General features: G+C 62.7%; 22 protein-coding genes. 12 read left to right on the top strand and 10 right to left on the bottom strand.

Features of this window, described 5'->3' with window-relative positions:
• Positions 1–19: 19 nt before the first annotated feature.
• Both ACRCYW_RS04425 and ylqF read right to left on the bottom strand, forming a co-directional pair.
• On the bottom strand, positions 20–292 hold the full coding sequence (locus ACRCYW_RS04425) for a hypothetical protein (protein ID WP_438548943.1): 273 nt from the start codon (positions 290–292) through the stop codon (positions 20–22).
• Between the two features lie 157 nt (positions 293–449).
• On the bottom strand, positions 450–1,400 hold the full coding sequence (gene ylqF, locus ACRCYW_RS04420) for a ribosome biogenesis GTPase YlqF (protein ID WP_438548942.1): 951 nt from the start codon (positions 1,398–1,400) through the stop codon (positions 450–452).
• A gap of 330 nt (positions 1,401–1,730) precedes the next feature.
• Between ylqF and ACRCYW_RS04415 the strand changes: the two genes are divergently transcribed.
• From ACRCYW_RS04415 to ACRCYW_RS04380, 8 genes are all read left to right on the top strand, one after another.
• Complete coding sequence (locus tag ACRCYW_RS04415) at positions 1,731–3,122, top strand: alkaline phosphatase (RefSeq protein WP_438548941.1); 1,392 nt, start codon at positions 1,731–1,733, stop codon at positions 3,120–3,122.
• 11 nt (positions 3,123–3,133) lie between these two features.
• Positions 3,134–4,507 carry an alkaline phosphatase gene (locus tag ACRCYW_RS04410; protein ID WP_438548940.1) on the top strand — a complete coding sequence of 458 codons (1,374 nt, stop codon included), beginning with the start codon at positions 3,134–3,136 and terminating at the stop codon, positions 4,505–4,507.
• Between the two features lie 52 nt (positions 4,508–4,559).
• Positions 4,560–5,243, top strand: a complete 684-nt coding sequence (locus ACRCYW_RS04405) for a hypothetical protein (protein ID WP_438548939.1) — start codon at positions 4,560–4,562, stop codon at positions 5,241–5,243.
• An 81-nt stretch (positions 5,244–5,324) separates the two neighbouring features.
• Positions 5,325–6,059, top strand: coding sequence for a substrate-binding periplasmic protein (locus ACRCYW_RS04400; RefSeq protein ID WP_438548938.1), 735 nt, complete (start codon positions 5,325–5,327; stop codon positions 6,057–6,059).
• 229 nt (positions 6,060–6,288) lie between these two features.
• Positions 6,289–6,684: a nucleoside diphosphate kinase regulator gene (rnk, locus tag ACRCYW_RS04395; protein WP_438548937.1), complete on the top strand. Its 396-nt coding sequence runs from the start codon at positions 6,289–6,291 to the stop codon at positions 6,682–6,684.
• Positions 6,685–6,873: 189 nt separating this feature from the next.
• Positions 6,874–7,464: a transcriptional regulator UhpA gene (gene uhpA, locus ACRCYW_RS04390; RefSeq protein WP_438548936.1), complete on the top strand. Its 591-nt coding sequence runs from the start codon at positions 6,874–6,876 to the stop codon at positions 7,462–7,464.
• Positions 7,461–8,978, top strand: coding sequence for a signal transduction histidine-protein kinase/phosphatase UhpB (gene uhpB / locus ACRCYW_RS04385; RefSeq protein ID WP_438548935.1), 1,518 nt, complete (start codon positions 7,461–7,463; stop codon positions 8,976–8,978). Before uhpA ends, uhpB begins: the two co-directional genes overlap by 4 nt.
• Positions 8,979–9,002: 24 nt before the next feature.
• Complete coding sequence (locus ACRCYW_RS04380) at positions 9,003–10,337, top strand: MFS transporter (RefSeq protein WP_438548934.1); 1,335 nt, start codon at positions 9,003–9,005, stop codon at positions 10,335–10,337.
• 25 nt (positions 10,338–10,362) lie between these two features.
• Here the strand turns inward: ACRCYW_RS04380 and ACRCYW_RS04375 are convergent, their stop codons facing one another.
• Complete coding sequence (locus ACRCYW_RS04375) at positions 10,363–11,490, bottom strand: diguanylate cyclase (protein WP_438548933.1); 1,128 nt, start codon at positions 11,488–11,490, stop codon at positions 10,363–10,365.
• A 493-nt stretch (positions 11,491–11,983) separates the two neighbouring features.
• Here ACRCYW_RS04375 and ACRCYW_RS04370 point away from each other — a divergent pair, with 493 nt between their 5' ends.
• From ACRCYW_RS04370 to ACRCYW_RS04360, 3 genes are all read left to right on the top strand, one after another.
• Positions 11,984–12,775, top strand: coding sequence for a transporter substrate-binding domain-containing protein (locus ACRCYW_RS04370; RefSeq protein WP_100859300.1), 792 nt, complete (start codon positions 11,984–11,986; stop codon positions 12,773–12,775).
• A gap of 99 nt (positions 12,776–12,874) precedes the next feature.
• Positions 12,875–13,819 (top strand): amino acid ABC transporter permease, encoded by a 945-nt coding sequence (locus ACRCYW_RS04365; protein WP_438548932.1) that lies wholly within the window; start codon positions 12,875–12,877, stop codon positions 13,817–13,819.
• An 89-nt stretch (positions 13,820–13,908) separates the two neighbouring features.
• The gene (locus tag ACRCYW_RS04360) at positions 13,909–14,652 is read left to right on the top strand and encodes an amino acid ABC transporter ATP-binding protein (protein ID WP_438548931.1); all 744 of its coding nucleotides are present in this window, start codon (positions 13,909–13,911) and stop codon (positions 14,650–14,652) included.
• A gap of 75 nt (positions 14,653–14,727) precedes the next feature.
• Here the strand turns inward: ACRCYW_RS04360 and ACRCYW_RS04355 are convergent, their stop codons facing one another.
• Entirely contained in the window at positions 14,728–15,096 is a 369-nt protein-coding gene (locus ACRCYW_RS04355; protein WP_438548930.1) for a hypothetical protein, read from the bottom strand.
• 178 nt (positions 15,097–15,274) lie between these two features.
• Here ACRCYW_RS04355 and ACRCYW_RS04350 point away from each other — a divergent pair, with 178 nt between their 5' ends.
• Positions 15,275–16,114 carry a sterol desaturase family protein gene (locus ACRCYW_RS04350; RefSeq protein WP_438549029.1) on the top strand — a complete coding sequence of 280 codons (840 nt, stop codon included), beginning with the start codon at positions 15,275–15,277 and terminating at the stop codon, positions 16,112–16,114.
• A gap of 68 nt (positions 16,115–16,182) precedes the next feature.
• Here ACRCYW_RS04350 and ACRCYW_RS04345 read toward each other — a convergent pair whose 3' ends face one another.
• The 6 genes from ACRCYW_RS04345 to ACRCYW_RS04320 form a co-directional block, all read right to left on the bottom strand.
• Positions 16,183–16,725: a hypothetical protein gene (locus ACRCYW_RS04345; RefSeq protein ID WP_438548929.1), complete on the bottom strand. Its 543-nt coding sequence runs from the start codon at positions 16,723–16,725 to the stop codon at positions 16,183–16,185.
• A 158-nt stretch (positions 16,726–16,883) separates the two neighbouring features.
• Positions 16,884–18,215 (bottom strand): hemolysin family protein, encoded by a 1,332-nt coding sequence (locus ACRCYW_RS04340; RefSeq protein ID WP_438548928.1) that lies wholly within the window; start codon positions 18,213–18,215, stop codon positions 16,884–16,886.
• A 193-nt stretch (positions 18,216–18,408) separates the two neighbouring features.
• Positions 18,409–19,119, bottom strand: a complete 711-nt coding sequence (gene phoU, locus ACRCYW_RS04335; protein WP_438548927.1) for a phosphate signaling complex protein PhoU — start codon at positions 19,117–19,119, stop codon at positions 18,409–18,411.
• A 109-nt stretch (positions 19,120–19,228) separates the two neighbouring features.
• A complete protein-coding gene (gene pstB / locus ACRCYW_RS04330; RefSeq protein WP_438548926.1) occupies positions 19,229–20,047 on the bottom strand; it encodes a phosphate ABC transporter ATP-binding protein PstB in 819 nt (272 codons plus the stop codon).
• Positions 20,048–20,241: 194 nt separating this feature from the next.
• Positions 20,242–21,891 (bottom strand): phosphate ABC transporter permease PstA, encoded by a 1,650-nt coding sequence (gene pstA / locus ACRCYW_RS04325; RefSeq protein WP_438548925.1) that lies wholly within the window; start codon positions 21,889–21,891, stop codon positions 20,242–20,244.
• 32 nt (positions 21,892–21,923) lie between these two features.
• Positions 21,924–24,161: a phosphate ABC transporter permease gene (locus ACRCYW_RS04320; RefSeq protein WP_438548924.1), complete on the bottom strand. Its 2,238-nt coding sequence runs from the start codon at positions 24,159–24,161 to the stop codon at positions 21,924–21,926.
• Between the last annotated feature and the right edge of the window lie 203 nt (positions 24,162–24,364).

Raw genomic sequence — 24,364 nt, 5'->3', positions numbered from 1 at the left:
GAGGCAAAATGCGAGCGCATCATGCCACCGCCGATTGGATTGTCAATCCGCCAGAGATGGCGCCGGCGGCACTTTTCTCACCAAAGGGGTTGAGCCGTTTCTGCTGATGGCCGGACGCATGCCAGACATCACACTTATCCCCTTGATTGACTGGCGTTTTATCTGTCCGCACCAGACATGCATGGGCGAGAAATGTCATCGCACCTTTAGGCAAGCAATCAGGATTAAAGGAGTTGCCGGCCTTCTGCAAAAACGGGCAACGCAACAAGGCCACGGGGATGGCTATCGGCACAACTGGCAGCCACTACCCCCGCGGTCCCTTCCCTATTAAAGAAGACATCATGTCGACCAAGGTACGCCACTATCCTGGCTGGCCCCAGTCCCGGGAAGCCCATACGAGAAGAGGCGACCCTGGGGTCGCCTCTTCTTTATACCAAGCACAATAGCGGCTATTTTTGGCGCTTCTTGGCGTACTTGCGACGGGCGCGAGCCTGGCGCTCCTCTTCCCGTTCGGCCTTCTCCTTGGCCTTCTGTTCGGCCTCGGCATCCGCTTCCACGATTTCGACGGCCACCATCTCCGGGGTCTCCAGGGAGATGCGACCCAGCATGCCGGAGCGGAACTCGTTCACCAGGATCTCGGACGCCTTGTGCAGATCCGCCAGCCCCCCCTTGCGCATGAAGCCGCGCTGGCGGGCGATGAGCTCGAGCAGCTCGATCTCGGTTTCCGGCAGCTCGCTCAGCTGGTAGCGCGCCTTGATCCGCTCGGGGTACGCCTTGATGAAGTAATCGGCGGCGAACATGGCGATGTCGGCGTAGTCGAACACCGTGTCCTTGATGGCCGCGGTGATCGCCAGCCGGTAACCGCAGGAGGGCGGGTTCAGCTTGGGCCAGAGGAACCCCGGGGTATCGGTCAGGATGACGTTGTTGTCCAGCTTGATCCGCTGCTGGGACTTGGTCACCCCCGCCTCGTTGCCGGTGCGGGCTATGATGCGCCCCGCCAGGGTGTTGATCAGGGTGGACTTGCCCACGTTGGGGATGCCCATGATCATGGCGCGCACCCCGCGCAGGTCGAAGTTGCGCTCCGGCAGCATTTCGTGGCACAGGGTCAGCAGCGCCTTGATCTTCTCAGGCTCCTGCTGGGTCAGGGGCAACGCCTTGATCCCCTTCTCTTTCTCCATGTGCGCCACCCACAGCTCGGTGATCTCGGGATCGGCGAGGTCTGCCTTGTTCAGCACCTTGATCACCGGGGTCTCACCACGCAGCTCGGGCACCAGGGGATTTTCGCTGGAGAAGGGGATGCGGGCATCGATCATCTCTATGATGACATCGACCTGGGGCATGACCTCGGCAATCTCTTTGCGGGCCTTGTGCATGTGGCCGGGGAACCAGTTGATGGACATATCCGTGACTCTCTGTAAGGGCTGCGGGCGCTGGCGTGCGGGAACGAGCGGCGAGCGATGGCGGACGTCTGGCGTCGCAAGGGGGCGCATTTTACCCGTTGGCGCCTCAATTTGACAGGTCATTCTAGCCGGATGAAGGCAAACCACCAAGCCACGGCCCCCACCCGACGCTCTTCATCAAGGGCGGTTAAATAACAGAAGCATCATCAATAAGTGGTTGATACAACATAACATTTAGATAACACTTTCATCGGATTGTCATCCAATTTCACTAAAAGTGTCATCTGACGCCTCTAGGCTGCGCTCAGGTTTTACAAGGAGCGAACCCCAATGAGAAAGATGGCAGGACTTGCATTGATGATCGGCGCCGCCCTGGCCGCCGGCTGCAACTCCACGAACGACAGCAATCCCCCCGAGCCCATCGCCAGGAACGTGATCTTCTTCCTCGGCGATGGCATGGGCCTCAACACCCTGACCGCGGCCCGCATCTACGGCGTCGGCGAAGAGGGCAGCCTCACCATAGACACCCTGCCGGAGACGGCCTTCATCAAGACCTTCTCTCACGACTCCCAGGTCACCGACTCGGCCCCCTCCATGGCGGCCTACATGACGGGGGTCAAGAGCAACAACGGCGTCATCAGCATGGACAGCGACGCCACCCAGGAGAGCGATTGCAGCAAGAGCGCCGGCAAGCCGGTCACCACCCTGCTGGAGCTGGCGAAGGCCGACGGTCGCGGCACTGGCGTGGTCACCAGCACCCGGGTGACTCACGCCACTCCGGCCGCCACCTATGCCCACATCTGCAACCGGGATCTGGAGGCCGACATCGCCGCCCAGCTGGTCCCGGGCGGTGCCGGTTACAACGGGGCCCTGAAAGAGGGGCTGGACGTGGTGCTCGGCGGCGGCAGCAGCTTCTTCCTGCCCACCGCAGCCAAGGGCAAGCGCACCGATGGCCGCGACCTCATCGCGGAGATGCAGGCCAAGGGCTATCAGTTTGCCAGCAATCTGGATCAGCTGAACCAGGCCGAGGTGGGCAAGCCGCTGCTGGGGCTGTTTGGCTCGAGCCACATGAAATACGACCTGGACAGGCCCGCCAGCGAGCCGTCCCTGAGCCTGATGACCCTGGCCGCCATCAAGCAGCTCCAGGGCAAGGAGAAGGGTTACTTCCTGATGGTGGAAGGGGGGCGCATCGATCACGCCCTGCACGATACCAACGCCAAGCGCGCCCTGCAGGACACCCTCGCCTTCGACGACGCCATCAAGGCCGCCATCGACGAGGTGAAGAAGACCGACCCCGAGCTCAAGAACACCCTGATCGTGGTCACCGCCGATCACGACCACACGCTGGTGCTGAACGGCTATGCCAAACGTACCGGCAAGACAACGGCCAGCAACCCTGGCGTGCTTGGCCTGGTGAAGAACTACGAGACCGGCGAGCCCAGCAAGGACAGCGATGGCATGCCCTACACCATCATAGGTTTTGGCAACGGCTACAACCGGGTGGAGGGTCCGCGCAGCAGCGTGGCCGCCCTCGATGACACCACCGTCTCGGCCAACGACTATCACCAGGAGGTGGTGGTCAGCACTGGCGACATCGGCAACGAAACCCATGGCGGTACCGACGTCTTCCTCGGTGCCATCGGCCAGGGAGCGGACAGCTTCCACGGCTCTCTCGATAACACCGCCGTGTTCGGCAAGGTCAAGGCTGCGGCCAAGCTGTAAGGAGCATTCTGATGAAATCAGCCATGAATAAAACCCTCGTCTGTACCGCCCTGCTGGGCGCCCTGGCGGGTCAGGCCCAGGCAGCCGATGCCAAGAACGTGATCCTCTTCATCGGTGACGGCATGGGCCCCACGGTGCTCACCGCGACCCGGCTGTTCAAGGTCGGGGAAGAGGGGGATCTGGAGATGATGAAGCTGCCCCGAAGCGCGCGCATCAAGACCTTCTCCAACGATGCCCAGACCACGGATTCGGCCCCCTCCATGGCGGCCTACACCACGGGGGTCAAGATGAACAACGAGGTGATCGCCATGAGCAGCGACACCAAAGCCGTGGCACCCGGTAAGGATGTGAACGGCAACAAGGGGGTCAACAACTGCGCCGGTGACAACGGCACGTCTGTGCCCACCATACTGGAGCTGGCCAAGGCGGCAGGCAAGTCCGTCGGTGCCGTCACCACCACCGAGCTGACTCACGCCACCCCGGCCGCTACCTACTCCCACATCTGCCACCGGGATGCGGCCTATGCCATCGCCGAGCAAGCGGTACCGGGCGGCGCTGGTTTCAACCAGGCGCTCGGGGATGGCGTAGACGTGCTGCTGGGGGGCGGCGCCAACCACTGGACGCCCTACAGCGCCAGCAACAAGGGGGGCCGCGCCGATGGCCGGGATCTCACCGCCGAGCTCAGCGCCCAGGGTTATCAGTACGTCACCACCCAGAGCGATCTCGCCAAGGTGCAAAACGGCAAGGTACTGGGGCTCTTCAGTGCCAAGTCCCACCTCGACTATGAGCTGGACCGCGTCGCCAAGGGGGCCGCCAATACCCAGCCGTCTCTGTCCGAGATGACCGCCAAGGCCATCGATCTCTTGAGCCAGAACAGCGAAGGCTACTTCCTGATGGTGGAAGGGGGGCGTATCGACCATGCCCTGCACGCCACCAACGCCAAGCGCTCCCTCACCGATGCGGTGGCGCTGGACGAGGCGGTCAAGACGGCGCTGGGCAAGGTGGATTTGAGCAACACCCTGATCGTGGTGACGGCGGATCATGACCACACCATGACCATCAACGGCTACTCCGCCAAGGGCAACCCAGTGCTGGATCTGGTGAAGAATCCGGACGGTTCGACTCAGAACGATGCCCAGGGCAAGCCCTTCACGACCCTGGTGTTCGGCAACGGCCCGAACCGCCCGGATGTTCGCCCTACCCTCACCAGCGATCAGGTGATGGCGGATGACTATCTGCAGGAGACAGGCGTCAAGCTGAGCTCCGAGACCCACGGCGGCGGCGATGTCATGCTGTTCGCCGGTGGTGCCGGCAGCACCCGCTTCAAGGGCACGCTCGACAATACCAAGGTGTTCGGCAAGCTGCGGGAGGCGCTCGGCCTGTAAGTGGCAGGGGCCAGCCGATAAACTCTGGCCCCTGCTCTTTCGAGCGAACATCATGATTCGAATCCTGTTTCCTTTATGGCTGCTCGCCAGCCCCTTGATGGCCCAGGCCTATTTCGACGACGTTCCGGATCTCGCCACCCGCATCAGCTACCAGAATCGCGTCACCGGCGCCGATGGCATCGCCCGGGAGAGCCACTGGCAAGAGAAATGGATGCGGGTCGGCAACCAGGTGTGGAGCCAGCGGCTCATCCCCCTGCCGCTCGCCCGCGCCTATCACGCTACCCATGACGCCAATCCGGGTCACAAGCACTTCACCCACCAGATGGCGGCCCGCTGGGTCACGCACGGGGAAGAGGGTGAGCTGCAGCTGCGCTACGCCGACGCCTGGCACAACCAGCTGGTGGAGGTCCCTGCGGAGGAGTACGGCCAGGTGGGCTTCACCCCGGACTGGGACAAGATCCGCCATCTGGTGGATCCGGCCCTGCTGCAGGGGATGACGGCACTGGATGAGGCGGCCCCCGCCCAGGCGCGCTGGTACGAGAAGCGCGAAGGCAAGCAGCGCACCCGCATCCTCTGGTCGAGCCAGTGGCAACTCCCCCTGGTGGTGGAGTCCGCGAGCCTCGACGGCTATCGCAGCTACCGGATGGAGGTGACCCCGAGGCCATTGCCCAAACAGCTGCCCTGGCAGCAACTCGGCGGCTACCAGAGCCTGGATCTGCGGGATTTCTTTGACTGACCCCTCTTATCTATATGGGGCTGGCGGATCCGGGCCGGCAGGATGGTACACTCCCAGGCCTCATCCCCTGGCCGGCTCCCTATGCGTCTTCTTGTCTCCCCCTTCCTCGTCGTCCCGTTCTGGCTGGCGGCCCAGACAGCCCAGGCCGTCACCGTCATCGCCGCCGAGGTGCCGCCCTATGTCATTCGCAGCCAGCAGGGGGCGCCGAGCGGCATGGCCATCGAGGTGCTGGAAGAGGCGGCGCGCCGCCTGCGCGAGCCCCTGACCATAGAGCTGATGCCGCTGGCCCGCGCCCTCAGCCAGGCCCGCTATCGACCCGATACCCTGCTGCTCCCCCCGGTCAGGAACCCCCAGCGGGAGCACCAGTTTCTCTGGGTCGCCCCCCTGCTGGAGGAGGCCTTCGTGCTGGCCAGCCATCGCGACCATCACCCTGCCCCGCTCACCCGCCGCGAGCTGCCAACCCTGGCGCTCGGGGTGATGCGCGGCTCCTACGGCCAGAGCCTGAGCCAACCCCTGCCCAAGGGGAGGGAGGAGGCGGTGACGGAGGAGATAAGCAACGCCAGCAAGCTGGCCATGGGCCGCATCCAGGGCTGGGCCGTGGCCTGGAACACGGCCCGCTACACCCAGCAGCAGGCCGGACTCCCCCTCGCGGACCTGGTGCGGGGCGAGACCCTGCAACAGACCGCCATCTACCTCGCAGCTCACCCCGACTTCTCCCCCAGGGAGGCCGCGCGCTGGCGCCAGGCCATCGAGGGGATGCGACAAGATGGCAGTCTGGCCCGCATCCTCAGGCAGTACGACTATCAGGCCCCCTGAGCGTTAGTGTGGGCAATTGCCAAAGCCGTCAGGAATGGTTATGGTATCCACATGAAAGCGCTCATGATTTTTTCCAGTCTGCTCACACCCCGCTGAGCCCCCGCCCTCGCCCCGCTGCGCGAGTCGCTCGGGGGCATCGCGCTTGCGATCTCATTACACAACCCATATTCATCTTTCGACCAGCTTGCCCGTCATCCTGGTCCCGTCAGCCATTGATAAGGAATGCCCTATGAAACAGCCACATCTCGTGATTTCCAGCCTGGATCTCGATCGCATCGAGCAACTGCTCGGCAACCACCCCCAGCACCTGGCCCTGCAGGAGGAGCTGGATCGTGCCGAGATCCGCGAGCCCGCGGACATGCCGCCGGACGTGGTGACCATGAACAGCACGGTGCGCTTCAAGATGCAAAACAACGACAGTGACTTCTGTCTGACGCTGGTTTACCCCAAAGATGCACTGGGGGATGAGACCAAGATCTCGGTGCTCGCCCCGGTCGGCAGCGCCCTGCTCGGACTGAAGGTGGGCGACAGCATCGCCTGGCCGGGTCCCGCCGGTCGCACCATTCAGGTGGAGATCCTGGAAGTGGTCTATCAACCCGAGCGCGCCGGCGAGCTGCACCGCTGAGCCAGAGGGGCACGCGCTGCCCGCGCCCCGTGGCGCACGGCGCGTGCCCGGCCTGATCCGGATCAAGCTTTGGGCACGGATCGCCACTTATCTTGCTCACAATTTCCCCTCCCCCTTGAGCCAAGGTGACGCCACGGGTATCTTGTTCGCCGCGCCAGCCCCCCTAGGCGCCCATCTCAGGCTGACATCATGATAAACATTGCCCTCATCGACGATCACCAGATCGTCCGCTCCGGCTTCGCCCAACTGCTCAATCTGGAACCCGATCTGCGGGTCGTCGCCGAATTCGGCTCAGCCAAAGAGGCCCTCGCCGGCCTGCCCGGCAGCGGCGTCCAGCTGTGTGTGTGCGACATCTCCATGCCGGATCAGTCCGGCCTGGATCTGCTCAGGCAACTGCCCGTCGGCCTCGCCGTGGTCATGCTGTCGGTGCACGACAGCCCGGCCCTGGTGGAGCAGGCCCTGCAGGCGGGGGCCAAGGGCTTTCTCTCCAAGCGCTGCAGCCCGGATGAGCTGATCGCCGCGGTGCGTACCGCCGCCCTTGGCGGCTGTTACCTGACCCCGGACATTGCCCACAAACTCGCCTGCAACAGCCGGGATCCCCTCACCAACCGGGAACGGGAGGTGGCGCAGCTGCTGGCACGCGGGTTGGAGGTCAAGGCCATCGCCGAGCAGCTCGGCCTCTCCCCCAAGACGGTGCACGTGCACCGCGCGAACCTGATGGACAAACTCAAGGTCAGCAACAACGTGGAGCTGGCCCACCGCATGCTGGACAGCTGGTGATCCCCCGCCTCGCCAGCTATGCCGCCATCTCCCTGGCGGCCAGCTTCATCTTCGCCGCCGGCTGGTTCTGCCTCTGGAGCATAGGCCTTCACCTGGTGGAGCACCCGTCCCTGGCGGTGCTGCTGTTCCCGTTCGGTCTGCGGCTCGGCCTGCTGTTGCAAAGCCCGCTCCCCTACTGGCCGCCACTGCTGATCTGCGAGGCCCTGCTGCTACATTGGCTCGATCAGGAGGTCGGCATCCCCCTGTGGCCATTTCTCCAGGCCGGCAGTCTGCTCACCCTGGTGCCCCTGCTAGTGGCCCGCCGCCAGCGCGTGCGCAACGACTGGCAACAACTGCTGGTGCTGCTCGCCACCGTGACGGTGGCGGCTCTGCTGCAATCCCTGCTCTGGTATCTGGCGGGAGAGGAGGCACTCACCGCCCTGCTGCTGACCCTGACCGGTGGCCTGACCCTCACCTCCACCTGCATGCTGATCTGGCACTACCTGACCCGGGCAACCTGGGTGCCCCTCGGCCCGGCCCTCATCGATCAACCGGTGGACTGGCGCTTTCGCCACCTGTTCTGGTATCTGCTGCTGTTCGTGCTGAGCCTCTGGTTGCAGCTCGGCCTGCCGGACTCCCTGGTGCGCTTCACGCCGTTTTGCCTCGCCATCCCCATCATGGCCATGGCCTGGCGTTACGGCTGGCAGGGGGCCCTGCTCGCCACCCTGATGAACACGGTCGCCCTGATGGCGAGCCAGGCCTGGCACGAACATCCCCTGGATCTGCTGCTCTCCCTCTTGGCCCAGAGCCTGACCGGCCTGCTGCTCGGCGCCGGCATCCAGCGCCAGCGGGAGCTAAACCAGGCGCTCAGCCGCCAACTCGCCCACAATCGCCAGCTCACCGAGCGGCTGCTGGAGACCGAGGAGTGCATCCGCAAGGAGGTGGCCAGGGAGCTGCACGACGACATCGGCCAGACCATCACGGCCATCCGCACCCAGGCGGGCATAGTGCGGCGGCTCGCCCCGGACAATGCCGGGGTCGGCCAGAGCAGCGCCCTCATCGATACCCTGTCGCTGGGCATCTACGACGCGGTGCGCGGCCTGCTCGGTCGCCTGCGCCCCCGTCAGCTCGACGACATGAGCCTGGAGCAGGCGGTACAGGGGCTGCTGCGAGAGCTCGAACTCGAGCGCCGCGGCATCGTCACCCGCCTCGAGTGGCAGCTGCGGGATAGCGATCTCTCCGATGCCCAGCGGGTCACCCTGTTTCGGGTCTGCCAGGAGGGGCTCAACAACGTGGTGAAGCACGCCAATGCCAGCTCGGTGCGCATCCAGGCCCGCCAACAGGACAGCCAGTTGCTGCTGCAACTGGAGGACGACGGCTGCGGCCTGCCCGAGCACAGCCCCCAGGGTTATGGCCTGCTCGGCATCCGCGAGCGGGTACAGGCGCTCGGCGGCACCTTGCAACTTTCCTGCCTGCACGGCACCGAGCTGACCCTCTGCCTGCCCCGCCGCAAACGGGAGGAACCCCATGCCTGAGTCCTTGTGCCAGAAGAGATTGCCATGCTGAGCTTTATCAAGAGCCGCCCACCGGTGCCGCCGCTGCGGGATAAGCGGGAAATAGACGCGACCTATCGCCACTGGCGCATCCACCTGCTGCTGACCATGTATCTGGGCTACGCGGTCTTCTACTTCACCCGCAAGAGCTTCAACTTCGCCATGCCGGACATGCTGGCAAACGGCCTGCTGGACAAGGCCGACATCGGTCTGCTCGGCACCCTGTTCTACCTCACCTACGGGGTGTCCAAGTTCCTCTCGGGCATCATCAGCGACGGAGCCAACCCGCGCTATTTCATGGGGCTCGGGCTGATGGCGACCGGGGTCATCAACATATTGTTCGGGCTCTCGTCGTCGCTCTGGCTGTTCGCGGCACTGATGGTGGCCAACGCCTTCTTCCAGGGCTGGGGCTGGCCCCCCTGCTCCAAGCTCCTCACCAGCTGGTATTCCCGCACCGAGCGCGGCGCCTGGTGGTCGGTCTGGAACACAGCCCACAACGTGGGGGGCGCTCTCATTCCCCTCATCGTCAGCTCCATAGCCCTGCAACACGGCTGGCGTTACGGCATGATAGTGCCCGGCATCATCGCCATCCTGGCCGGACTCTTCCTCTGCTGGCGACTGCGGGACACCCCGAGCACCATGGGGCTGCCGACGGTGGGCCAGTGGCGAAACGATGCCCTGGAAATCGCCCAGCAGACCCAGGATACCGGCCTCACGCCCCGCCAGATCCTGCACAAATACGTGCTCGGCAACCCCTATATCTGGCTGCTGGCCTGCTGCTACGTGCTGGTCTACGTGGTGCGCACCGCCATCAACGACTGGGGCAACCTCTATATGACGGAGGAGCGCGGCTTCAACCTGATGAGCGCGAACTCGGCGATTTCGATGTTCGAGGTGGGAGGCTTTATCGGCGCCCTGGTGGCGGGCTGGGGATCGGACAAGCTGTTCAACGGCAACCGGGGGCCCATGAACCTCATCTTCGCGGTGGGGATCCTGCTCTCGGTGGGCTCGCTCTGGCTGATGCCCTTCTTCAGCTACGTGATGCAGGCAGCCTGTTTCTTCACCATCGGCTTCTTCGTGTTCGGGCCCCAGATGCTGATCGGCATGGCGGCGGCGGAGTGCTCCCACAAGGATTGCGCCGGGGCCGCCACCGGTTTTGTCGGCCTGTTTGCCTACATGGGGGCGGCGCTGTCGGGCTACCCCCTGGCCAGGGTGCTGGAGATCTGGCACTGGAACGGCTTCTTCGTGGTGATCTCGGTGGCGGCGGGCGTCTCCGCCCTGTTGCTGCTGCCTTTCCTCAAGGCCCAGGCGCCGCGCCCACTCACCACCGAGCCGGCCTGAGCGCCAACGTGAATGGAGCGCCCCGTCAGGCGCTCTGGCAGACCCGGTTCTTACCGCTACCCTTGGCTCGGTAAAGCGCCCGATCCGCCTGGCTGAACAGGGTATCGAAGTGCCAGCCGTGCTGGCAGGGCACCAGCCCCATGCTGACGGTGATCTGGATGCCGGCCAGCGGCAGCGCCGCTATCTCCTCGCGGATCTGCTCGCAGCGCGCCTGCTGGGCGATCGGCTCGCGCTCCGATAGCAACAACACGAACTCCTCCCCCCCGAAGCGGCCGGCCACCAGATCCCGCTGGGCGGCGAGATAGGCCCCCACCGCCGCCAGCACCTTGTCCCCCGCCTCGTGGCCGTGGCGATCGTTGATCTGCTTGAAGTCGTCGAGATCCAGCACCACCAGGGCACCTCGTCTGGATGACTTGGCACAGCGCGCCATAAAGCCGCGCCTGTTCAGCAAGCCGGTCAGGGGATCCTGGCTCGCCTGCTGGCGCAGGGCCAGGGCCCGGTACTGAGTGCAGAGCAGCAAGACCCCGAAGGTGGAGAGGTAGTTGCCCATCAGCATGGAGAGGAAGGGCAGCACATTGACCGCGTGCTGATCCATCAGCACCCGCACCTCGCCGCTGAACAGGGCCCCCATCCGCACCAGGTTGAAGCCGTACAGCAGCACGTTGACCACGGTGAACACCAGCACGGCGGGCAGGTAGGCGGGATAGCCGTGGCGCCACACCTGCCGAACTATCACGGCCCCGATCACCATGTAGCTGAGGCAAGCCAGCAGCACCCTGGGCGCCATATGATCGTTGAACAGCACGGTCCAGCAGAGGAGCACCACATAGATCGCCATGAAGAGTGCGAACGCCCGCCAGCTCGGGGCCTGACCGAAGAAGCGTTGCAGCGCCAGCGGCATCAGGGCGATGCAGAAGGTGATGAGCAGGTTGGCGAACCAGATCCCCGCCAGGTTGGGGGAGAAGGCCTGCAGGAAAAACAGGGACTGGGCCGCCAGGGCACAGAGACTGGACCACCACCAGAGCCCGAGGCCGGGGATCTCCCTGTGGGTTGCCCAGATGATGGAGAGGGTGATGAAACCGAGACTGTAACCCCCGAGGGCCATCAGCATCAGGGTGAATACGTCCAGTTCGAGCAGTATTGAGGTGTCCATACCCGGGCCTTCCTGTGAGGATGGCTGAGTATATGGGAAGGCCATGGCAAGACACAGAGGGAGCCCACCCTCCCGCTCAAATAATTCCAGGGTGCACCTTGGACGCGGCAACATAGAGTGTCATATGACAACACACATCAAGGGAAGCGCGCTCGTTTGATCCCCCTCAGCCATGGGAAAGTCGCGCAAAGTGACCCCGACGGCGTTTTGCACTTGAACCCGCGCCATTAGATAGATATGTTGTTTTCGTGTGGTTTTATGAGTCAAGCCACGAGGAAAAATCGTCACTAACTTATTGAGTCTTCTAGCACAATCAAGTTTTGGTACATTTTTCACTCAGCAGACCATTCATAGAATCTCATATGGGGCTTTTGCCCGACCCAAGACAATAATCCTGTCTTGCCTGTTGCCGGATGCAGCAGTCTCTTGTGCCATGGAGTCGCACGGGAGCAGGTTCAAGGCCGAACACACTTTCGACAGAGACGTCACCGATATGATCAAAAAACTCATTCTCTCTACCCTGCTGCTGTGCGGGCTGGCCAACGCCGCCGCCCCCAGTTCCACCCTGGACGCCGTGCTGGAGCGCGGCGTGCTGCGGGTCGGCTTCGACGCCGGCTATCAACCCTTCGAGATGACCAACAAACAGGGCCAGTACATCGGCTTTGACGTGGATCTGGCCAAGATGGTCGCCAAGGAGATGGGGGTCAAGGTGGAGTTCGTCAACACCGCTTGGGACGGCATCATTCCGGCCCTGCTGACCGACAAGTTCGACGTCATCATGGGCGGCATGACGGTCACTCCCCAGCGCAACCTGCGGGTCAACTTCGCCGATCCCTATATCGTCGTCGGCCAGACCATAGTGCTGCGAAAGGACAAGGCGGGCGAGATCAAGTCCTTCCAGGACTTGAACGATCCCAAGTACAAGATCGCGGTCAAGCTCGGTACCACGGGTGAACAAGCGGTCAAGCGCATGATCCCCAAGGCAACCCTGCTGCAGTTCGAGACCCAGGACGACGCCAAGCTGGAAGTGATCAACGGCAAGGTTGACGCCTTCATCTACGACCTGCCCTACAACGCCATCTTCGCCTCCCAGAACCAGGGCGCCGTGGTCCACCTGGACAAGCCGTTCACCTTCGAACCCCTGGCCTGGGCCATCCGCAAGGGGGATCAGGACACCCTCAACTGGCTGAACAACTACCTGCGCCAGATCAAGGGCGACGGCAGCTACGACCGTCTCTACAAGAAGTGGTTTGAATCCACGACCTGGTTGAATCAACTCAAATAACCTCTCAAGGGGCGGCTCGCCGCCCCTTTCACGCAGTCTTTTCCCACAATAACGACAAGAGAGGTTGTGACAGTGATCAACCCCAAATCCACAAGACAGATGGAAAAACAGCCCAACCAGCTGCTCTGGCACGGCGTCTTTCTGCTGATGCTGCTGGTTGCCGTCTTTGGCATCTACAAGGCCGTGCAGGCCGTCGATTACACCTGGCGCTGGGAGCGTATCCCTCAATACATCGCCTATCAGGCCGAACAGAAACATTTTGCCGAATTTGATGGCACCGTGGTCGCAGAGAAGGGACAACTCTTCCTGCAAGACGATGCCGATGCCAGCCGTCGTCAGGCCATCGCCCCCCAGGGCGCGCAGGTGGCCGAAGGGGATACCGTCTTCCTCGGTGATACGCTAGACACTCAGTTAAGCTGGACCGCCGGCCCCATCGCCTGGGGTGTCTGGATGACGGTCAAGCTCTCCCTGGTGGCAGGCGTCTTCGCCATCCTGCTGGGCACCCTGGCGGGCCTTGCCCGCCTCTCCCCCAATCCCGCCCTGCGCAACCTGGCGGTGACCTATGTGGAGCTTATTCGCGGCACCCCGCTGCTGGTGCAGATCTTCATCGTCTACTTCTTTATCGGCACCGTATTAAATCTGGATCGCTTCACCGCCGGGGTGGCGGCGCTGGCGGTCTTCACCGGCGCCTACGTGGCGGAAATCGTGCGTGCCGGCATCACCTCCATCCACAAGGGGCAGATGGAGGCGGGCCGCAGCCTTGGCATGACCTCGGCCCAGACCATGCGCTACGTGATCCTGCCCCAGGCCTTCAAGCGCGTGCTGCCGCCGCTGGCGGGCCAGTTCATCAACCTTATCAAGGACTCCTCCCTGGTCTCCGTCATCTCCATCACGGACTTGACCAAGGCCGGGCGCGAGGTGGTGAGCTCCACCTTCAGTCCGTTCGAGGTGTGGTTCACCGTGGCCCTGCTCTATCTGGTACTCACCGGTACCCTCTCCTTCCTGGTCCGCCGTCTCGAGGTGAAATATGCAAAAAGCAACTAACCCCATCGCTCGAGCCCGGCAGGAGTCTCAACACTTTGCGACGACCGACACGTCCCGCGCCTTTCCGGCCCGGCAGTTGGAGGTGACATATGCAGAAAGCCGCTGATCCCATCATCAAGGCGACGGGCGTCGAGAAGTTTTACGGCAGCGAGGTCCATGCCCTCAAGAACGTCAGCACCCAGGTGGCCGAGGGGGAGGTAGTGGTCATCGTGGGGCCGAGCGGCTCCGGAAAATCCACCTTCCTGCGTACCCTCAACCAGCTGGAGACCATCAACGACGGCCACATAGTGGTGGACGGCATCAGCCTGACCGAGCCCGGTGACGTCAACAAGCTGCGGGAAGAGGTGGGCATGGTGTTCCAGTCCTTCAACCTCTTCCCCCATCTCAGCGTGCTGGACAACATCAGTCTGGCTCCCCAGAAGGTGCGGGGGCTCTCCCGCGCAGAGGCCGAAGAGAGAGCCAAGGCGCTGCTGCTCAAGGTAGGCCTCTCCAACAAGGCCCAGAGCTACCCCTCCCAGCTCTCCGGCGGTCAGCAGCAACGGGTGGCCATCGCCCGGGCGCTCGCCATGCAGCCCCGCATCATGCTGTTCGACGAGCCCACCAGCGCCCTGGATCCCGAGATGGTGGGGGAGGTGCTGGACGTGATGAAGGGGTTAGCGAAAGAGGGCATGACCATGGTGGTGGTGACCCACGAGATGGGCTTCGCCCGGGAGGTGGCGGACCGGGTACTCTTCATGGAGAGCGGCGAGCTGCTGGTGGACGAGAAGCCCGGAGACTTCTTCGACAATCCGCCCTCCCCCCGCCTGCGCCAGTTCCTGAGCCAGGTGCTCTAATCCTGCAAATCAGCTGACAAAAGAGGGAGCCCAGGCTCCCTCTTCTCATTCAGACGACGCCGAGCCAACTTGCCATCAGAAACGATAGTTGCTCACCAGCCCCACATAGTGCGCCTCGGGCAGCACCACGGGTGCCAGCAGCCAGCGATCCGTGCCATAGGCCCCGAGGGCAGCCCCCAGCGCATTGGCGCCCGCATCCAGGGCCGAGAAGTCATCCCCCGATGCTTGCTCGACCAGCTCGCCGGCGATGCCGATGCCGGTGGAGACGCCGAAACCGATCCAGCCCCTGTGTTCCCGATAGCCAAAGTGATCCGCAATGGCCGTAAAGCCCGCCCCCATGGCCGCACCGCCGGCAAAATGACTCAACTCGCTGTTGAAACTGTCATTGGCCCCTGCACTCGCGGTCAACAGGCTGAGCATGACGCAAACCTGGTTTGCTCTCATTCTCTCCTCCTCAGCTGACATCATGCCGCTCGTGGCACCACAGACTCTGGCGCCCGTCCCTTCAGCCTACGTGAAGATCCCGGCCGACAGAGGCCAGGGCTGAAAGCCATGAAATGTTAATGAATTTTTAAATCTCTTCGGTATGCTGGACACCAACTGGTCCAACCGGATGACTGACATGGATGTGCAACTGCTGCTGCTCTACCTCTCCCCCCTCTTCCTGGCCTTCGTCGGCTGGGAGATGCTCTACCTGCGCAAACATGGCGCCGCCTTCCCCACCGCCGGCTATCAATGGCGGGACCTGTTCGCCAATGCCTCCCTGGCCCTGATGCACCAGGGAGGCGATGCCCTGGCGGCCATCGCCATCGCCTACCTCTACGACGGGCTCTGGGGCTGGCGGCTACTGGATATCGAACTCAACCTCTGGAGCCTGCTGCTGCTGTTCCTGCTGCAGGATCTCTGTTACTGGCTGTTCCACTTCGCGAGCCACCACGTGCGCTGGCTCTGGGCCTCCCACGTGGTGCATCACAGCTCGGAGCGACTCAACCTCTCCACCGCCTTCCGCCAGAGCCTGATGTACCCCGTCTCCGGCATGTGGCTGTTCTGGATCCCCATGATCCTCATCGGCTTCCCCCCCGAGGCCGTGGTCGCCACCGTGCTGCTGAGCCTGGGCTTCCAGTTCTTCGTCCACACCCAAGTAGTGGGCAAGCTGGGCTGGCTCGAAGTCATCTTCAACACCCCCTCCCACCACAGGGTGCATCACGCCAGCAACGCCAAGTACATAGACCGCAACTTCGCCGGCGTGCTCATCATCTGGGACAGGCTGTTCGGCACCTTCGTGGAAGAAGATCCCGCCGAACCCTGCCGCTTCGGCATCACCAAGCCCATCCACAGCTTCAACCCGTTTACCCTCACCTTCCACGAGTGGCGCGACATGCTGAGGGACGCCCGCGGCCTGTCCTGGCGGGAGAAGTTCAAGGTGCTGTTTGGCAAGCCAGCAGGCCCTGCCGCCTCCTGAGCCGGCTCAGCGCCAGCAATAGATGAGGCCACCCCGGGGTGGCCTCATGCATTCTATCTTTAGGTGGCTTAGCGTCCCGCCAGTACCCGCTTGGTCTGCTTGACCCAGTCGGAGACGCGCCCCTGCTGGGAGTAGCCTTGCCAGATCTGCTCCCACTGGGCGGGGCTCAGGGGACGACCCAGCCTGCGCTGCACCCCGGCGTAGAGGTAGTCGTGGGCCGTGGTACGGGCCTGGGCCGAGGTGAGGAACTTGGAGACAGGGTCCGTCAGACGCACGTCCCGCATGCCGAGCAGGGGGTAGTCGCTGTGCACCGCCGCCAGCATGGTCTCGCGCATGGCCGATTCGATGTAGCCGCGGGCAAACAGGGCCGTCACCGACTCCAGCGACCCCTGATCCGGGCCGTGGTACTCCTCGTCGAACACAGGGTTCGGCTCCGCCACGGCGCTCTGCACCACGGCATCGGGATCGGGCTGGGGCACCACCACGGCGGCCTCTGGGGCAACGGGCTTGGGCGCGGCGGCTGGCTTTCGCGGCGCGCTCTGGCTACAGGCCCCGAGGGCAAGGGCCAGGGCCACACAGCCAAGGGCACGGGAATAAGACGGCATCTTCATGACTCCTGAACGACCTTCTCGGTCACTATGGTTTCCATTCATGGGTTCCACTTGGCCAGGCAGCTTGTCACCCAGCCCTTTCAACTTGTTGTGCTCGCATATTATCGAAAAACGGCCCATATAGGGCCATTTTTATGCACTGAGGCGGGCGCTACCACTCAAGCCGCCGGGTGCGACTCCTGGGGCAACTTGTCGGCGGCCACGGGCTCGACCCGGGTCACCAGCAACTGATCGATCTTGTAGCTGTCGATGTCCACCACCTCGAACTTGTAGCCCGCGTACTTGACCGAGTCGGTGCGCTTGGGGATCTTGCGCAGCATGTACATGATGAAGCCGGCGATGGTCTCGTAGTTCTGGTTCTCCGGGAACTCCTCGATGTCGAAGGCCCGCATCACGTCCGAGATAGGGGTTACCCCGTCCACCAGCCAGGAATTCTCGTCCCGCTGGACGATCTGCTCCTCCACCACGTGGGTGGCCCACTCCCCCATGACGGTGCTCATCAGGTCATTCATGGTAACGATGCCCACCACCAGGGCGTACTCGTTCATCACCACGGCGAAGTCCCCGCGATGATTCTTGAAGTACTCCATCGCCTCGTAGAGGTTCAGGGTATCCGGGATGATGATGACGCTCTGCACCAGGGAGCCGCTGTTGAGATCGATGCTCTGACCGCCGATGACGCGGATCAGCAGCTCCTTGGAGTCGACGAAGCCCTTGATGCTGTCGAGGTTGTGGTCACACACCAGGAACTTGTTGTGGGGATGTTCGGCGATCTTCGCCTTGATGCTCTCCTCCCCCTCCTGCAGGGTGAAGTAGATGAGGCTCTCACGGGCCGTCATGGCGGATGTCACCCCGAGGGATTGCAACTCGAACACGTTCTCGATGAGCTGATGCTCCTCGCGCTGGATGACGCCGGCCTCGGCCCCCGCGTCCATCACCGCATAGATGTCGTCCGAGGTGATCTCGTCGTTGCGCACCATGGAGATGTGCAGCAGGCGGAACAGGCCGTTGGCCATGCCGTTGAACAGCCACACCAGGGGCATCAACAGGGTGACGCACAGCATCATGGGACGCACGACGATCACGGCGATCCGCTCCGGCATGGTCATGGCGAGGCGCTTTGGCATCAGATCCGCGATCAGGATGAACATGCCGGTGACGAACACGAAGGAGGCGGCTGAGCTTATCTCCGAGAGCCAGGGGCCCTGATAAAACTCGGAGATGAAGGTCTTGATGGCGGGGTTCAGGGCGGACTCGCCCAAAATGCCGCCCAGGATGGCGACGGTGTTGAGACCGATCTGCACCACGGTAAAGAAGTTGCCCGGCTGGGCCTGCAGCGCCAGCACCTTTTCGGCATGGCGGTTGCCCTCGTCGGCCATCACCTGCAACTTGATCTTGCGGGAGGCGGCGAGAGAGATCTCGGAGAGCGAGAAGAACACGCTGCTGGCGACCAGCAACATCAGGAAAAACAGACTATCGGCAAAACTCATGATTGACCTATTGCGACAGCCGCCTTGACACAAGACGGCAAACTGGGCCCGGGAAACCGGGCCGTGAGTCCATCCGGGACTCACACAGGGGCCATATTCTAGCAGATAAAGCCTCCATGGGGTGGCGTTATCTTAAGATGACTCTCAATGCAACAAAAAAGGCGCTTTGCGCGCCTTTTTATTCACTTTTTGCTCAGTGCTTGCCCAGCAGGTCGCTCAGCTCGTCCGCCTTGGTGTGGCGCACGTCCTTGCCTTTGACGTAGTAGACGATGTACTCGCAGATGTGCTGGCAGCGATCGCCGACCCGTTCGATGGCCCGCGCCGCCCACAGCACGTTCAGCACCTGAGGTATGGTGCGGGGATCTTCCATCATGTAGGTCATCAGCTCGCGGATGATGGACTCGTACTCCCGATCCACCTTGTCATCTTCCTTGTAGACGACGATGGCCGCATCCAGATCCATGCGCGCGAAGGCGTCCAGCACGTCGTGCAGCATCTTGATGGTGCGGCGGCCCATGTTCTCGAGCGACACCAGCGGCGGCTGCGGCTTGTTGGCGTTGTCGGTCAGCATGCGGGCGATCTTGTCCGCCACGTCGCCGATGCGTTCCAGATCCGTGATGGTCTTGATGATGGCCATCACCAGGCGCAAATCGGAGGCGGTGGGCTGACGCTTGGCGATGATGCGAGTGCACTCTTCGTCGATGGCCACTTCCATGGCGTTGACCTTGTGGTCGTTGGCCACGATTTTGCGCGCCGCGTCCAGATCCTGGGTGTGAATGGCGGCGATGGCGTCGGTCAGCTGCTGCTCCACCAGGCCCCCCATCACCAGCACCTGGTTGCGGACGTTCTCCAGCTCGGCATTGAACTGACCGGAGATGTGTTTATTGAGGTTCATATTATCCATACGAGTAATCCTTGATGCTCCGATTATGCCTTAGCCGTTGAACCGACTACCAATCTGTTCACTGATATTCATGCGCTTCATCCCCTTGCCCCTGTTCCCTGCGACGACCTTAGCCATAACGGCCCGTGATGTAGTCTTCGGTCTTCTTTTTGGCCGGGGTGGTGAAGATGGTGTTGGTGTTCGAATACTCGATGAGCTCCCCCATGTACATGAAGGCGGTCTGATCCGAGACCCGCGCCGCCTGCTGCATGTTGTGGGTGACGATGACCACGGTGAACTGGCTCTTGAGCTCGTTGATCAGCTCCTCGATGGTCAGGGTGGAGATGGGGTCGAGCGCCGAGGTCGGTTCATCGAGCAGCAGCACCTCCGGCTCGATGGCGATGGCGCGGGCGATCACCAGACGCTGCTGCTGGCCACCGGACAGACCGAAGGCGTTGTCGTGCAGGCGATCCTTCACCTCCTCCCAGAGGGCGGCGCCGCGCAGTGAACGCTCGGCAGCCTCATCCAGGGTGCGTCTGTCGTTGATGCCCTGCAGGCGCAGGCCATAGACCACGTTCTCGTAGATGGATTTCGGGAAGGGGTTCGGACGCTGGAACACCATGCCCACCTGACGGCGCAGGGCGGAGACATCCACCCCCTTGTCATAGATGTTGTGGCCGTGCAGCTGGATCTCCCCCTCGATGCGGCAGATATCCACCAGATCGTTCATCCGGTTGATGCAACGCAGCAGGGTGGACTTGCCGCAGCCAGACGGGCCGATGAAGGCGGTCACCTGACCTTTCGGGATCTTCATGTTGACGTTGAACAGCGCCTGCTTGTTGCCGTAGTACAGGTTGAGATCCTTGACCTCGAGGGCCGTCTGCTCAGGGGTCAGGTTGAGCAGGTCGGTCGCGGTATGCTGGGTCGAGTTCGGTGTTACGTTGATCATCTATTACCTCAATCTATTCAAGGTGGCCGGAGCGACTCCAGCGACCGTCTCATGCGTTGTTTCGAAGGTGCGGCCCGCCCTCGGGCCGCACCTTCCTCATCTCAGTCTGGGTCAGCCGGATCAATGTTCCAGCGACCGGAATGTTTCGCGTAAATGGTTCCGGATGCCCGTGATGCCGGTCAGCTTCACCTGCATCAATGTTCCAAAGAGCGGAATTTCTCGCGCAGGTGGTTACGTATGCCGATGGCTGTCAGGTTCAGACCCACGATCACCGTCACCAGCAGGAAGGAGGTGGCGTAGACCAGGGGGCGCGCCGCCTCGACGTTCGGGCTCTGGAAGCCCACGTCATAGATGTGGAAGCCCAGGTGCATGAACTTGCGCTCCACGTGCAGGTACGGGAAGTTGCCATCCATCGGCAGGGTCGGCGCCAGTTTCACCACCCCCACCAGCATCAGGGGCGCCACTTCACCCGCCGCACGCGCTATCGCTAGGATAAGGCCTGTCATGATGGCCGGGCTCGCCATGGGCAACACGATGCGCCACAGGGTCTCGGCCTGGGTGGCCCCCAGGGCCAGGGAGCCCTGGCGTATGGTGCTAGGGATCCGGGCCAGCCCCTCTTCGGTGGAGACGATCACCACCGGCAGGGTCAGGATGGCCAGAGTCAGGGCCGACCAGATGACGCCGGGGGAACCAAAGGTCGGGCTCGGCAGCGCCTCGGGGTAGAACAGCTGGTCTAACGAACCACCGAGCGTGTAGACGAAGAAGCCCAGACCGAACACCCCGTACACGATGGAGGGCACACCCGCCAGGTTGATCACCGCGATGCGGATGATCTTGGTCAGGCTGTTCTTGCCCGCGTATTCGTGCAGGTAGACCGCCGCCACCACCCCGAGGGGGGTCACTATGATGGCCATCAGCAGGACCATGAAGACGGTGCCGAAGATGGCCGGGAAGACGCCGCCCTCGGTGTTGGCCTCACGGGGATCGTCGGAGACGAACTTGCCTATCTGGTGGAACCAGTGCCCCACCTTGGCCGGCAGGCTCATGTCGTTGGGCCAGACCACGTCCAGCACCCTGGACATGGGCATGGTCACCAGCTCGCCGCGCATGTCCTTGACCGTGATGCTGTCCCTGTCTGCCTGGGTGCGCAGGGAGAAGAGCTCCTTCTCCAGCACCTGGTAGTTGTCGTTGAGGGCCTGACGCTGACGTGCCAGATCGGCCTTGAGTTCGTCGGTCAGCTTGTCTTCCAGCTCGGCCTTGCGCTCTTTCAGGCGCAGCCGCTCCAGCTGGTAGTTGATGCTGCCGATGTCACCCTTTTGCAAGTCATTGGCTTTCTCGGACAGGGCGTTGGCACGCTCCAGCACCCGCTGCAGGGCGGGATGCAGGTCCTCGGTCAGCGCCTTGCCATCCTCCTTCACCCCGACGATGTAACCGTAGAAGTTGCCGTTGGTGGTGCGCTCGACCATGGCGAGCTCGGCCGGCTGGGTCTGGGACTTGATGTCCGTCTCCAGGATCCAGCGAAAATCGAGGTCGACGAACTCCCGGTTGCCGGTCTTGACCAGATAGCGGGTCAGCAGCTCGCGCTCCTCCCCGGCCAGGGCCAGCCCGGCGGAGCGCAGCCGCTCCACCGGCACCTGCTCGCGGTCGTTGATCTCGCCGATGAGCACGCTCTTGTTGCCCTGCTCATCCTGCAACTGCCACTCATAGATGGGGTGAGGCCAGAAGTAGACCAGACCACGCCAGCCTATCAGCAGCAACAGGCCCAGTACGGCAACCAGACTCAGGCTGACGGCACCGCCTGTCATCCAGATCCAGGGAGCCCCTGATTTAAACCACTTACCCATTGTCGATTCCTTGTCCATGACAGAGTCGTTCCTTACAGAGAGCTGTATTTTTCACGCAGCCGCTGACGCACGAACTCTGCCAGGGTGTTGAACATAAAGGTGAATACAAACAGGACGAAGGCCGCGAGGAACAATACCCGGTAGTGGGAGCTGCCCACTTCCGATTCCGGCATCTCCACGGCGATGTTCGCCGCCAGGGTGCGCAGCCCCTGGAACATGGAGAAGTCCATGATGGGGGTGTTGCCGGTGGCCATCAGCACTATCATGGTCTCACCCACGGCGCGGCCAAGGCCCATCATCACCGCCGAGAAGATGCCCGGACTCGCGGTCAGGATCACCACCCGGCTCAGGGTCTGCCAGGGGGTCGCCCCCAACGCCAGTGAGCCCTGGGTGAGGTGCTTGGGCACCGAGAAGACCGCATCTTCGGCGATGGAGAAGATGGTGGGGATGACCGCGAAGCCCATGGCGATGCCGACCACCAGGGAGTTGCGCTGGTCAAACTTGATGCCCATCTCGTGGGTCAGCCAGATGCGCGAATCACCGTGCATGAAGGCGTTCTCGATGAGCGGGCTCAGGGCGAAGGCCCCCCAACCGATGAAGAGCAGCACCGGAATGAGCAGGATGGCGTGCCAGCCGTCCGGCAGCCAGGTGCGGCCGCGCTCCGGCAGGTAGTTCCAGATAAGCGCCGTCAGCAGCATGCCCATGGGCAGCAGGATCAGCAGCAATATCACCCCGGGCAGGGCCCCTTCGATGATGGGGGCGAGCCAGAGACCGGCCAGGAACCCCAGGATCACGGTCGGCAGCGCCGCCATGATTTCCACCGTCGGCTTGACGTATTTGCGCAGGCCCGCCGACATGAAGTAGGCGGTATAGATGGCACCGGCCACGCCCAGCGGCACGGCAAACACCATGGCGTAGAAGGAGGCCTTGAGGGTCCCGAATACCAGGGGCACCAGGCTCAGCTTGGCTTCGAAGTCGTTGCTCGCCGAGGTGGACTGCCACACATACATGGGCTCGGGGTAGCCTTCGTACCACACCTGCTGCCAGAGCGCCGACCAGGTCACCTCGGGGTGATCGTTTTCCACATCAAACAGCTTGAACCCATCCCCCTGCTGGGCCAGCAAGAGGTTGTGGCGCGGGGAGATGGCGAGCGCCGCCATGGCGCCGCCTTCCACCTTCTCGGTCAGCAGCTTGGTCTCGCCGGTGGCGTGGAAGAAGTTGATGGTCCCATCCTGAGCCGCACTGATGAAGCCCTTGCGAAAATGCTCGGGAGTCAGCAGCGCCACGGCGCCATCGCCCTTAAAGTCACGGATCTGGGTAAACTGGCGCTTGCCATCCTTCGCCACTTCGAACCACTGGGAGATGACACCGTTGTCGTTGCCCACCAACAGGGAAGAGGCGCCGGAGAGCAGCTCGACCCGGGTCACGTTGGCATCGGGGGCGTTGATCTCCATGACGTCCCGCAGGGAGATATCGTTCAGGTTGTGAATGTCGTAAACGGAGAGGCGGTTGCCATCGCGCACGAACAGGATGCGCAGGTTAGGGGTCAACAACATCTGATCCACGTGACGCGGCAGGGAGGGAATGGCGTAGTTCTCGCTACTCCACTCTACTTCCCCAGAGAGGAAGTTCTCCTCGCCGCTCATCACCGTCATCACACCGCGGCCGTCTTCGGTCACGGCGGCGGCGGCCATCTTGTCCTTGGTCGCCTCGAACACCAGGCGTGTCAGGGCCTTGCCCTGCGGATCCACCACCATGGGCTCATCGCCGAAGGGATGCTGCAGGCTGGGCTCGATGACCCGCACGTCATTGGGATAGGAGACCTTGAAAGCGGGCTGGACCACCAGCGCCTTGCCATCGGCGAAGCCGTAGGCGATGAGTTTCTGGCCCGGGGCCGGAGCCGCCACCGAGGTGATCTGGCCGGCCACCTGGCTCTGACCCAGCACCTGACCCACCTTGAGGTTGCCATCGGCCTGGACGGCGAAGAAGCTGACCTGGCCCTGGTCGCTGAAGCGGTAACCGATCTCGTTCTGCTCCTCGACACCGAGCCAGGCGGTCTTGCCCTGCACCGGCAGCGTGAAGGAGGAGGTCGCTTCCATGCTGGCGCCATTGAAGATGGGCTTCACCACATAGAGCAGGTAGAAGAAAATAAGCAATAAGGCCACCAGCACCAGGCCACCACCCGTGGTGACCCCGTACTTGGCCAACTTGTCCTTGATCCGGCGTTTTCTACTGCCCGCCATGACCAGGTTGATCGATTCCGATGACATGCAAAACCTCAATGTGAGCTAGGCTTGGCGGCATTATATGGCGGTTGCATGACAGTTTTGTTACATGAATACGCCGATGAGACGCTTCTTTTCGGGGCGGGAAACCGGGCCGATCGGCCGGTAAATAGGGAGTGCTTCTCCCACCTTATATAGGCAGGGACGAGAAGGGACCAGGTTGCTCCGCCCGACATAGGCAAAGCCCC

The organism is Aeromonas sp., assembly GCF_051657805.1.
Lineage (GTDB): Bacteria > Pseudomonadota > Gammaproteobacteria > Enterobacterales > Aeromonadaceae > Aeromonas.
The sequence above is the reverse complement of the archived record's forward strand: the minus strand, read 5'-3'. Positions and strand labels throughout refer to the sequence as shown.